Raw genomic sequence first — 12,255 nt, 5'->3', positions numbered from 1 at the left:
TGGACAAACCACTCGGGAAAGTGATGAATTGAATTCAGATTCGGGGCCGGCGCAGCAAGGCCCGGACGCTTCCAGTGCACGAGGTCGACCATGCCGGAGGCGGATTCCGCTTCCTTCTCCGCGCGTGCGGATACGATTCTCGGCATCCACTGGCCGACGCGCGCGCCGGCGAGCCGTTTCGTGCAGGCCGAAGCCTGGCTGCGTTATGCGGTGCCGGCCTTGCTCGCGACCTTCCTCGCCTGCCTGGCGGGGCTGACGGCCCTCCACCTCCAGACCCAGCGCGAGGAACTGCTCGCCACCGCGAGCGCCGACCTCGAGTCCTTCACCCGCCTCTCGGCCGGAGCGCTGGCGGGCCACGCCCTCGGCGACGCGGCGGCCCAGGCGAGCCTCGTCGACTTATTTCCCGCGGGCACCCTGCCGGCCGGACGCCGTGTGATGCTCGTTTCACGAGGCGACCGGATCGTCGCGGCCAGGCCCCCACTGCCGCCCGGCACCGAGACCCTTCAGAATGCGCTCGGCGAGTCGGAGGCACTCTCGACGCTCGGCGAGCGGGCGGGCGTGATGCGCCTAGCACTCTCCGACGGCGAGACCGCCTTCGCGGCGATGCGCCGCCTCCCCGGCGGCGAAAGCCGCATCGCGGTGATGCAATCGCTTGGACCGCTGACCGCGAGCTGGACCGGCCGCGCCCGCCACCAAGCGATCCTGGTCGCCGCCGCCGCCCTCGTCATCGTCGGGGTGGGCCTCGCCTACGGGCTGCAGAGCCGCCGGGCGAAGGCGATCGACAAGGTCTGCGAGCAGATCCGCCGGCGCCTTGACACCGCGCTCGGCCGCGGCGCCTGCGGCTTGTGGGACTGGGACATCCCACGCGGGCAGATCTACTGGTCGGATTCGATGTACGCGCTGCTCGGCTACCGCCGCGAGCGCGAGTTCCTATCCTTCGGCGACGTCAACGCCCTGGTCCACCCCGACGACGGCGACCTTTACAGCCTCGCGCGCGGCCTGGCCGCGAGCCAGACCGCTGTCGACCACGCCTTCCGCATGCGCGGGGCGAACGGCGCCTACATCTGGCTGCGCACCCGCGCCGAGGTGGTGCCGGACGTGACAGACGGCGGCCGCCACCTCGTCGGCATCGCCGTCGACGTCACCGAGCAGCAGCACCTCGCCGAGACCAGCGCCACCAACGACATGCGCTTGCGCGACGCCGTCGAGGCGATCTCGGAAGCGTTCGTCATCTGGGACACGAGCAACCGTCTCGTGCTGTGCAATTCCAAGTTCCGCCACCTGCACGCGCTTTCCCCCGAGGACGCGCAGGTCGGCCGCCGCTACGACGAGGTGATGGGCCGCGGGGTACTGCCGCAGATCCGGCGGGAGATGCCGGAGACCGATGCGGCGAGCGCGACGGCCCGTACCTTCGAGGCGGAACTCACCGACGGCCGCTGGCTGCAGATCAGCGAGCGACGCACCAAGGACGGCGGGTACGTCTCCGTCGGCACCGACATCACCAACCTGAAGCGGCACCAGGAGCAGCTCGTTGCCTCGGAGCGCGAGCTGATCGAGACGGTCAAGGACCTGAAGCGCTCGCGCCGCACGCTGGAGTTGCAGACGCAGCAACTCGCCGACCTCGCCGAGCGCTACCTCGACCAGAAGGCGGCGGCCGAGTCCGCCAACCAGGCCAAGTCCGAGTTCCTGGCCAACATGAGCCACGAGCTGCGCACGCCGCTGAACGCGATCATCGGCTTCGCCGAGCTGATGTCGAGCGAGCTCTACGGGCCGCTCGGCTCGCCGCGCTACGCCGAATACTGCGCTGACATCCGCGGCAGCGGCGACTACCTGCTCTCGATGATCGACGACATCCTCCACATGTCGCGGATCGAGTCCGACCGCGTGCGCCTCGCGCGCCGCGAGGTCGCCGTCGAGGCCGCGGTCGCCGGGGCGCTGAAGCTGGTGTCGGAGCCGGCGCGGCAGAAGAACCTCCACATCGCCATAGACTTGCAGCCCGGCCTCGCGCTGCTCGCCGACGAGCGCGCCCTGCAGCAGATCCTCGTCAACCTGCTGCAGAACGCTGTGAAGTTCACGCCCGGGCACGGCCGCATCGCGGTGCGCGCGCGCGCCGCCGGGGACCACGCCCACCTGTTCATCGAGGATACTGGGATCGGTATCCCGAAGGCGGCGCTGGCGCGCCTCGGTGCGCCGTTCTCGCAGGTCGAGACCAACCTGACCCGCAGCCACAAGGGCTCGGGCCTCGGCCTCGCCATCGCCCGCTCCATGGCCGAGCTGCACGGCGGCTCCCTGCGCATCCGCTCCGAGGAGACGGTCGGCACCATAGTCCTGGTGCGGCTGCCCCGCCCGACCGGCGAACGCCTCGCGGCGGCGGCGGCCGAAGATTCCGGGCAGCAGGCCGTCGCGGCGCTGCGCGAGGCCTCCGGGGCGAGCGTTCGGCAGCCGCAGCCGGCCGGCGCCTGAGGACGCGCCGCGGGGCCGTCGCACCGCGGGCTGCGGCGCGCTACCTGCCCAAAAGGTCGAACCGCGCCACGTCGTGCAGCAGCGCCACGAAGGCCCGCGCGCCGTGGTCGAGGGCAGCCTCCCCGGCCTCGGCGGTGCCGAGCCTGGCGTCGCCGATCGCGCCCGACGGATGGAGGTCGCCGGCCTTCCAGGCAAAGGCGGCCGGGCGCCCGGCGCGCAGGTGCGTGAAGTCGCCGACCATGGCGCGGGTGCGCGAGGGGAAGTCGGCGACGGCCTCGCGCCGCACGAGATCGGGGCGCAGGGCCAGAATCAGCGCGGTCTCGACCCCGCCGGCATGGATGCCGTGGACGATCTCGTCCTCCGGGAAGCATCCGTCCGGGTAGCCGAAGCGCGCCCAGGCGGTCGTCACCGCCACCATGCCGAAGCGGGCGCGCAAATCCCCGGCCACGAGGTCGATCAGCGCGCTGTTGCCGCCGTGCGAGGTGACGATCACCAGCCGGCTGCAGCCGGCGCGGTGCACGCCGGCGCCAATTTCGCCCCAGGCGGCGAGCGCGGTCGCGGTAGTGAGGGAGAGCGTTCCAGGAAAGGCGTCGTGCTCGTCGGACTTGCCGACCGACTGCACCGGCAGGACCAGCACGTCGAGGTCGGCCGGCACCAGGGCGCAGGCGCGCGCGAGGTAGCCATCCATGATCGCGACGTCGGTGCAGAGCGGCAGATGCGGGCCGTGCTGCTCGATCGCCGCCACCGGCAGCACCGCGACCGTGCGGCCCATGTTCCGCGCGGAGACATCCCGCGTGGTCAGGTCGGACCAGAGCCGTGCCGCCATGCTTTGCCTCGATGCGTCCGCTTAAGCCATACGCTTTAGCAGGCTGCTGAAAAAGTCCCGAGATGGAGAAAGACGTTCTCCTGCCGCAGGCACTCGCGGGCCGAGCCCCCACGATCGAGAACCGTCGAGACGCGAGAACCGCCCCATTCTCTAACAAATGGTGTGATTCGGAGATGATTGTTCTACCTCGCCCGACTTTTTCAGCAGCCTGTTAGAGCATTTTCTTCACGCGAGCCGGCATCCACCTCGCTGGAAAATGCTTTAGCGGGGGCGGCGCCGGCCCGTCGAGGGTCAGGCGAACAGGGCGTCGATGTCGTCCTGGGCGGTGGCAGGGCCGTTCGGCTGCGGGCCGTTCAGGAGCAGGCGCTGGGCGCGCTCGTTGCGCTCGGCCTCGGCCGGATCCTGGCCGGCCGCGTCCCGTGCCCGCACGGCGCTGGAGAAGCGCGCGAGCCGCACCTCGAACTGCTGCAGGGCGGCGACGACCTTGCCGATCCGCTGGCCGGTGATGTCCTGGAAGGCGCAGGCCTCGAAGATCGTGCCGATGCCGCTTTCGACTGCGTCGCGGTAGCCGGGTCCGTCCGGCAACGCCAGCATCGACTCGGCCGCCTCCATGATGGAGTTGGTGGCGCCGGCAGTCGCGGCCAGGACGTTGCCGAGCTCCTCGTGCGCCATCGGGATGCGGTCGTGCGTCAGCTCGTTGGCGCGCAAGGCCGCGATCTCGTCGCGCACGTGGGCGATGTAGTCCGCGATCTCCATCAACTCGGTGACCATCGTCGCCGGGTTGATCGTCGCGCCGAGCGGTCTTTGCACACCCATCGTCAGCACTCCTCCGCGTGTCGGCCCCGAGTGGCCGCTCAGGCGCCGCAGACCGCTTCGATCTTGCTCTTCAAGGTGGCGGCGTTGAACGGCTTGACGATGTAGTTGTTCACGCCGGCCTTCTTGGCGGCGATGACGTTCTCTGTCTTCGATTCCGCGGTGACCATGATGAACGGCGTGGTGCGCAGGCCCTCGTCGGCGCGGACGTGGCGAAGCAGCTCGTAGCCGGTCATCGGCTCCATGTTCCAGTCGGAGATGACCAGGCCGTACTTGCGGCCCTTGAGGCGCGCCAGGGCGGCCGTGCCATCGGAGGCGTCGTCGACCTCCTCGAAGCCGAGCTGCTTCAGGAGGTTGCGGATGATGCGGACCATCGTCTGGTAGTCGTCGACGACCAGGATCGGCATGCTGAGGTCGAGGGCCATGGTGAAACTGCTCCGGTGTCTCCGAATCGCCGGCTCGGGTCGGCGTCGGTCACGCATTGTCGAAAGGCGCCGCCGCCGGCCGCACCTCATGGGTCCAAACCTAAGCCGGTTTGCCTTGCGAAGCGGTTAATCACGCGCCGGTCCAGCGCCGCCCGGGGCGGCGACGCCCGAATACTGATGTGCGGGACACGAATGCCGTCCGAGCCCAAACGGCACCGCGTCGCCCCGCCCGTTCCCTCGCGATGAGCCGGCGCGGCCTTTACCGATGCGTCCCAACGCAGGATGACGGCCCCGCAGGCGGGCACGGCGCCCGACGGGAACGCCCGCGGGGGAGGCTCGGCCGCCGCGCGAAACAGGATCGGCACGCGATGCTCAAGGTCGTCATCAGCGAGTTCATGGACGAGGCCGCGATCCGGGCGGAGCTCGCCGGGTTCGAGACGCTCTACGATCCGACCCTCGTCGACCGGCCCGACGCCCTGCGCGCGGCGCTCCAAGAGGCGGCGGGGCTGATCGTCCGCAACCGCACGCAGGTGCGCGGCGACCTGCTGGCAGCGGCTCCCGACCTCAAGGTGGTGGGCCGCCTCGGCGTCGGCCTCGACAACATCGACCTGCCGGCCTGCGCCGCCCGCGGGATCGCGGTCCATCCCGCGACCGGCGCCAACGACGGCGCGGTGGCCGAGTACGTGATCGGCACGGCCCTGCTGCTGCTGCGCGGCGCCTACGGTGCCAGCGCGCAGGTGGCGGCGGGGGCGTGGCCGCGCAACGCGTCGATGGGGCGCGAGATCGCCGGCAAGCGCCTCGGCCTCGTCGGCTTCGGTGCCATCGCCCGCGAGACCGCCCGGCGCGCCGCGGCGCTCGACATGGCGGTCTCGGCCTTCGACCCGTACCTGACGCCCGAGGACACCGCGTGGCGCCCGGCCCACGGCTCGGTGACGCGTGCCGAGCTCGACGCGCTGATCGCATCGAGCGACGTGCTCTCCCTGCACGTGCCGCTCACCGAGGCGACGCGGGGGATGATCGGCTCCGACGCGATCACCCGGATGCCGCCGGGCGCGATCCTGATCAACGCCGCCCGCGGGGGCGTGGTGGACGAGCGCGCAGTCGTCGACGCGCTCCGGTCGGGCCATCTCGGCGGGGCGGCGCTGGACGTGTTCGCGGAGGAGCCGCTGGATGCTATGGGCGGGGCACTGTTCGCCGACGTGCCGAACCTGATCCTGACGCCGCACATCGCGGGCGTGACGCAGGAATCGAACGTGCGCGTCTCCGCCGTCACGGCCCGCGCCGTGCGGCGAAGCCTGGAGGGCTGAACCTCGCCTTGCCGCGCTGGCACCGTCGCGTAACGAATTCGTCTGTCCGCGCAGCGCGTCGCGACAAGAACCCTTGCGGAACACTTGACGAACGTTTAACGTGTTCGTGTTTTGTTTCTGCGGCTTCACCTTCGTGCGGCCGCACTTTCTCGCGAGCTCGCCAATGCTGACCCGTAAACAGCTGGATCTCCTGCGATTCATTGATGAGCGGATGCGCGAGGACGGCGTCCCGCCCTCGTTCGACGAGATGAAGGACGCCCTCGACCTCAAGTCGAAATCGGGCATCCATCGGCTGATCACCGCCCTCGAGGAGCGCGGCTTCCTGCGCCGGCTTCCCAACCGCGCCCGGGCGATCGAGGTCCTGCGGATGCCCGACGGCGCCGGCCGCATGGCGGCGCCCGCTCCGGTGGCGGCGCCCGCGCCACGCCGCTTCACCCCGAGCGTGGTGGAGGGCGGGCGCGCCAAGGCGGTGCCGCCTCGGCCGACGACGCAGATGGTCGATGACAGCGGTCGCTCCGTGTCGATCCCGGTGATGGGCCGGATCGCCGCCGGAACTCCGATCTCTGCGATCCAGAACCAGAGCCACGCGATCACCATGTCGCCGGACTTCCTCGCCGGCGGCGAGCACTACGCACTGGAGGTCCGCGGCGATTCGATGGTCGAGGCCGGCATCCTCGACGGCGACCTCGTGGTGATCCGCAAGCAGGACACCGCCAACACCGGCGACATCATCGTCGCGCTGATCGACGATGAGGAGGCGACGCTGAAGCGCCTGCGCCGGCGCGGCTCGTCGATCGCACTGGAAGCGGCCAACCCCGCCTACGAAACCCGCGTGCTCGGGCCGGATCGCGTCCAGATCCAGGGGCGGTTGGTCAGCCTCGTCCGCCGTTACTGAAGCGTCTCCGCCGGCATCTCGGCGTCGGTGCCGTCCGCGACCGGGTCGTCGGGCGCCGGTTCGGTCCGCGGATTCGGCGGCGCCATGCCCTGGAAAGGTACGTACTTCGGCTTGATCTCGCCGGGTAAAGGCGATTGTGGCACCGGCTGGTCGGCTGGCTTGGCCGGCACGCGGGCTTGGGCCGGTCGCCACGGCAGCGTCCGCCCCGGCTCGCGGGTCCGACTCACCGTGAAGCCGTCCGGCTGCAGGCGGATCGCAACCGCGCCGTGGGCGGCGAGGTAGGCGCGATCGATGACGAGGGCTGCGGCGCAGCTGGGCGGCGCGGAGAGCGGCGTGATCAACACCGCGGCGTTGGCGCAATCCTGGGCGAAGCCGCGGCGGTCCTTCAGAAGGGCCACCGCGCGGCCGTCGGCGAGCCGCAGGACGCACCCAATCCGGTCGCAGGTGGGACCACCGGTCGCCTGCGCGCCGGTCCGGCCGTCGCCGTCGGCCTTCAGCCATTGCTCCAGCACGAAGTTCGACGGCTTGCCGAGGGCGACGAGGCTGCCGTCGATCCGGCGCACCGCGGCACCGCTGCCCTGGCGATCGACGTAGATGTCGAAGCGGGCCGGCGCCGTCGCGAGGCCTAGCCCGAGCAAGGCGGGCGGCAAGGCAAGCCAGCGCAGGCGCGAGACCGGCAGCGTCGCGAGCAGAAGCGCCGCGGCGAGGCACCCGAGCGCGCCGGTGCCGAAAGCCGGCACCACCACGTTGGCGCGACCGAGCCCCTCGATCCAGCCGGAGATCGTCAGCATCCCCCGCACTGCCAGGCCCATCAGCCACCAGACCGGCTGATCGAGGGCGAACGGGTAGGCGACGATGCCGAGCACCGCCGCCGGCATCACCGCGAGCGAGACCAGCGGCAGCGTGAGCGCGTTACCGATCAGCCCGAAAGGCTGCACCGTCTGGAAGTGGTAGGTCGCGAAGGGTGCGGTGGCGACCTGGGCCACCAGCGTCGTGCCGAGCGTGCCGACGACCGTCGTCAGCCCCAGGGCGATCAGCCGGCCGATCCGCCCGGCGCCATCGCGGCGGAACAGGCGCCCGTCGATCAGCCGGGCGCAGGCGATGAGGCCGGCCACCGCCCCAAACGACATCTGGAAGCTCGGGCCGAGCAGCCCCTCCGGCTCGTGCGCCAGCGCGATGAGCGCGGCGAGGGCGAGGTTGCGCATGCTCAACGCCGGGCGGTCGACCAGGATCGCGCCGAGCATGATCAGGGTCATGACGAGGGAGCGCTCGGCGGCGATGTCCCAGCCGGAGAAGACGCAGTAGGCGGTGACGCCGACCATCGCCAGCGCCGCGGCGATCTTCTTGATCGGCCAGGCCAGCGCGAGGAACGGCACCAGCGCGAGCCCGGCCCGCACGAGCCAGAACACGACGCCGGCGGCCAGCACCATGTGGAGTCCAGAGATAGAAACGACGTGATAAATTCCGGCCGCCCGCAAGGTGTCGTTGGTCGCCGGCGCGATCAGCCCGCGCTTGCCGGTCACGAGGGCGGCCGCCACCGCGCCGGCCTGGCCGCCGTTGGCGTCGGTGATCCGGCGGGTGAGCGCGTTTCGGGCGTCGTCCACCGCAGCCGCAAGGCGGAGCGACCACGGCACCGGCTCCGGCGGCGGCTTCACCGCGATCTTTCCCAACAAGGACCCGACCGCGCCGATGCCGCGGAAGTAGGCGTCGCGGGCGAAGTCGTAGCCGCCCGGCCGCGCCGCCTCCGGGGGCGGCAGCAGGCGGGCGGTGGCGGCGATGAAGTCGCCCGGGCGCAAGGGCGGCGCCTTCTTGAACGAGACGCGCACGCGGACCGGGCGCTCGGCCGCCGCCATCGTGCCGAGGCTCGCGACCCGGACCACGACGCGGGCGCCCTCCTCCCGCTCCTCCAGCGACTCGATCAGCCCTTCGAGCGGCGCGATCATCGTGCGGTTCAGCACGGGCGCGGCCACTCGCGACACCCGCAGGGCGCTCGCCGAGAACCCGAGGAGCGCTGCGGCAAGCCCGAGCGCAATCGCCAAAGCCACCGGCCGACCACCGAGGAACGGCAGGGTCGCGGCGCAGGCCGCCGTCGCAGCGAGGGGGGCCCAGAGCGCGGGCATCCCGTCGGTGGCGGTGAAGAACACAAGGATGCCGGCGCCGAAGGCGACCGCGAGCCAGGGGAACAGCCGGCGCTGCTCGGCCTCGATCACAAGGCCGCTGATGACCCAGCCGCGCAAAGCCGGCCCGAGCACGGCGGGCGCGAGGAAGCGCCCGAGAGCCGGTCCAGCGACGGCCCGTCCCGTCGATCGTACGATGTCCCGCGCCATGATCGGCACACCGGCCGGCGCGAGGCCGCTGCGCCGTCGCGGATTGTTAACGCATCCGCGCGGGCGTGCTAGAGCCGTCCGAACCGGGTTCCGGTGCAGGTCCCCAGCTTTGCGTGCGTCGTCGCGGACGCCGAACCGCCTTTCCCTTCGCCGCGGAGCGATCTAGACGCGCGCAACCGGATCGGTCGATCCGCGCCACGACCAGAGTGCTCCTCGCCCCTTCACCAGAAGATCCATCGTCCGATGTCGTCAGCCGTCGTCACGCGCTTCGCGCCCTCGCCCACGGGCTACCTCCATATCGGCGGTGCCCGCACTGCGCTGTTCAACTGGCTCTACGCCCGCCGGATGGGCGGCCGGATGCTGCTGCGGATCGAGGACACCGACCGCGAGCGATCGACGCAAGGGGCGATCGACGCCATCCTCGACGGGATGCGCTGGCTCGGGCTCGACTGGGACGGCGACGTGGTGTTCCAGTACGCCCGCGCCGAGCGCCACCGCGAGGTCGCCGAGAATCTGCTGGCCTCGGGCAACGCCTATCGCTGCTACGCGACGCAGGACGAGCTGACGCAGATGCGTGAGCAGGCGCGGGCCGCCGGCAAGCCGCTGCGCTACGACGGGCGCTGGCGCGACCGCGACCCGTCCGACGCGCCGGCGGGGGTGAAGCCGGTGATCCGGCTGCGCGCCCCGAGCGAGGGCGAGACGGTGGTGGACGACGCGGTGCAGGGCCGCGTCACCTGGGCCAACCGCGACCTCGACGACCTCGTACTGCTGCGCTCGGACGGCAACCCGACCTATATGCTCGCCGTCGTCGTCGACGACCACGACATGGGCGTGACCCAGGTGATCCGCGGCGACGACCACCTCACCAACGCGGCCCGCCAGAGCCAGATCTTTGCAGCGCTGGGCTGGGAGGTGCCGCGGATGGCGCACATCCCGCTGATCCACGGGGCCGACGGGGCCAAGCTGTCCAAGCGCCACGGCGCGCTCGGCGTCGACGCCTACCGCGACCTCGGCTACCTGCCGGCGGCGCTCCGCAACTACCTCGTCCGCCTCGGCTGGAGCCACGGCGACCAGGAGGTGTTCTCCACCGAGGAGATGGTGGCGGCCTTCGACCTCAAGGCGATCGGCCGCTCGCCGGCGCGGTTCGACTTCGCCAAGCTCGAGAACCTCAACGGCCTCTACATCCGCGGCGCAGCGGATGGGGACCTGGTCGACGCGATCGAGCGCATCCTGCCGAACGTCGGCCCGGAGCGCGGCCTCGTCGCCCCCCTCGCGCCGGACCTGCGCGAAAAGCTCGTCGCGGCGATGCCGGGGCTGAAGGAGCGGGCCAAGACCCTGATCGAGCTGCTCGACAGCGCCTACTACCTGACCGCCGCGCGTCCGCTGGTACCGGACGAGAAGGCCGCCGCCCTCCTCACCGACGAGGCCCGCGCACGCCTCGCCGCGATCCTGCCGGCGCTCGAGGCCCTGCCCGAGTGGAGCGCCGCCGCGACGGAAGCCGCGGTGCGGCTCTTCGCCGAGACCGAGGGGCTGAAGCTCGGGCAGGTGGCGCAGCCGCTGCGGGCGGCGCTCACCGGCCGCACCACCTCGCCGCCGCTGTTCGACGTGATGGCGGTCCTCGGCCGCGAGGAAAGCCTCGCCCGGCTCGCCGACCGGATCACGAAAAGCTGAGCGGTTTGCCGCATCGCACGCGCGGCCCGGTTTTCGCTTGGCGTCGGGGCGTGGTTGTCATCCGCGCCGTTGCTGGCGCCCGGCCGATCCGCTAACCGGTGGGCCTGTGAGCACCTGCAGCAAAATGCAGGTGACTTCGGGTCCAGGGCGGCGCGGAGCCGAGCCTTGGGCCGGCACCGATTCGTTGCCAGGAAAGGGTCCACGTTCCATGAGCGCAGCCAGCACCATCACCGTGGACGGCAAAGAGGTCTCTCTGCCGGTCAAGAGCGGTACGATCGGCCCCGACGTCGTCGACATCGGCAAGCTCTACGCGCAGACCGGCGCCTTCACCTTCGATCCCGGCTTCACCTCGACCGCCTCGTGCGAATCGAAGATCACCTACATCGACGGCGACGAGGGCGTGCTGCTCTATCGCGGCTACCCGATCGAGCAGCTCGCCGAGCAGGGGGACTTCCTCGAGACCTGTTACCTGATGCTGTTCGGCGAGCTGCCGACGCCGGGTCAGAAGGCCGACTTCGACTACCGCGTCACGCGCCACACCATGGTGCACGACCAGATGAACCGGTTCTTCACCGGCTTCCGCCGCGACGCGCACCCGATGGCGGTGATGGTCGCCTCCGTCGGCGCGCTCTCGGCCTTCTACCACGACTCGACCGACATCACGGACGAGAGCCAGCGCATGATCGCGTCGATGCGCATGATCGCCAAGATGCCTACGCTGGCGGCGATGGCCTACAAATACTCGATCGGCCAGCCGTTCGTGTATCCGAAGAACGATCTCGACTACACCTCGAATTTCCTGCGGATGTGCTACGCCGTCCCGTGCGAGGACTACCAGGTTAACCCGATCTTTTCGAAGGCCCTGGACAAGATCTTCATCCTGCACGCCGACCACGAGCAGAACGCCTCGACCTCGACGGTGCGGCTCGCGGGCTCGTCGGGCGCGAACCCGTTCGCCTGCATCGCGGCCGGCGTCGCCTGCCTGTGGGGGCCGGCGCATGGCGGCGCCAACGAGGCGGCCTTGAAGATGCTGATGGAGATCGGCACGCCGGACCGCGTCGATCAGTACGTCGCCAAGGCCAAGGACAAGAACGACCCGTTCCGCCTGATGGGCTTCGGCCACCGGGTGTACAAGAACTACGACCCGCGCGCGCGGATCATGCAGAAGACCACCCACGAGGTGCTGAAGGAACTCGGCAAGAACGACGATCCGCTGCTTGAGGTCGCGATGAAGCTCGAGGAGATCGCGCTCAAGGACGAGTACTTCATCGAGAAGAAGCTTTACCCGAACATCGACTTCTACTCGGGCATCACCCTGAAGGCGATGGGCTTCCCGACCGACATGTTCACGGTGCTGTTCGCGGTGGCGCGCACCGTCGGCTGGATCGCGCAATGGGCCGAGATGATCGAGGACCCCTCGCAGAAGATCGGCCGCCCGCGCCAGCTCTACGTCGGCCCGACCAAGCGCGACTACGTCGGCATCAACGAGCGCGGCTGACGGCTGGTCTACCCTCCCCCCTCTGCGGGG

The 12,255-nt window shown here is 70.6% G+C and carries 9 protein-coding genes; 5 read left to right on the top strand and 4 right to left on the bottom strand.

Going from position 1 to position 12,255, the window contains the following annotated elements; genetic code table 11:
* Nucleotides 1-90: 90 nt before the first annotated feature.
* Nucleotides 91-2,463, top strand: a complete 2,373-nt coding sequence (locus FV234_RS01175) for a PAS domain-containing sensor histidine kinase (RefSeq protein ID WP_147827868.1) — start codon at nt 91-93, stop codon at nt 2,461-2,463.
* A gap of 40 nt (nt 2,464-2,503) precedes the next feature.
* Here the strand turns inward: FV234_RS01175 and FV234_RS01170 are convergent, their stop codons facing one another.
* From FV234_RS01170 to FV234_RS01160, 3 genes are all read right to left on the bottom strand, one after another.
* On the bottom strand, nt 2,504-3,289 hold the full coding sequence (locus FV234_RS01170; protein ID WP_147827867.1) for a creatininase family protein: 786 nt from the start codon (nt 3,287-3,289) through the stop codon (nt 2,504-2,506).
* A gap of 291 nt (nt 3,290-3,580) precedes the next feature.
* Complete coding sequence (locus FV234_RS01165; protein ID WP_246686097.1) at nt 3,581-4,105, bottom strand: protein phosphatase CheZ; 525 nt, start codon at nt 4,103-4,105, stop codon at nt 3,581-3,583.
* A gap of 38 nt (nt 4,106-4,143) precedes the next feature.
* Nucleotides 4,144-4,527, bottom strand: a complete 384-nt coding sequence (locus FV234_RS01160) for a response regulator (RefSeq protein ID WP_147729619.1) — start codon at nt 4,525-4,527, stop codon at nt 4,144-4,146.
* Nucleotides 4,528-4,895: 368 nt separating this feature from the next.
* Between FV234_RS01160 and FV234_RS01155 the strand changes: the two genes are divergently transcribed.
* Nucleotides 4,896-5,834, top strand: a complete 939-nt coding sequence (locus FV234_RS01155; RefSeq protein ID WP_147827866.1) for a hydroxyacid dehydrogenase — start codon at nt 4,896-4,898, stop codon at nt 5,832-5,834.
* Between the two features lie 163 nt (nt 5,835-5,997).
* Nucleotides 5,998-6,729 (top strand): transcriptional repressor LexA, encoded by a 732-nt coding sequence (lexA, locus tag FV234_RS01150; RefSeq protein ID WP_147827865.1) that lies wholly within the window; start codon nt 5,998-6,000, stop codon nt 6,727-6,729.
* Here the strand turns inward: lexA and FV234_RS01145 are convergent.
* Nucleotides 6,723-9,056 (bottom strand): ComEC/Rec2 family competence protein, encoded by a 2,334-nt coding sequence (locus FV234_RS01145; RefSeq protein ID WP_147827864.1) that lies wholly within the window; start codon nt 9,054-9,056, stop codon nt 6,723-6,725. The two genes, lexA and FV234_RS01145, sit on opposite strands and share 7 nt — an antisense overlap.
* Before the next feature lie 243 nt (nt 9,057-9,299).
* Here FV234_RS01145 and gltX point away from each other — a divergent pair, with 243 nt between their 5' ends.
* A complete protein-coding gene (gene gltX / locus FV234_RS01140) occupies nt 9,300-10,727 on the top strand; it encodes a glutamate--tRNA ligase (protein WP_147827863.1) in 1,428 nt (475 codons plus the stop codon).
* Nucleotides 10,728-10,935: 208 nt separating this feature from the next.
* Entirely contained in the window at nt 10,936-12,225 is a 1,290-nt protein-coding gene (gene gltA / locus FV234_RS01135; protein WP_147750515.1) for a citrate synthase, read from the top strand.
* Nucleotides 12,226-12,255 lie beyond the last annotated feature (30 nt).

The sequence above is a fragment of the Methylobacterium sp. WL8 genome (assembly GCF_008040045.1).
GTDB lineage: Bacteria > Pseudomonadota > Alphaproteobacteria > Rhizobiales > Beijerinckiaceae > Methylobacterium > Methylobacterium cerastii.
This window is presented reverse-complemented; position numbering and strand designations above follow the sequence as displayed.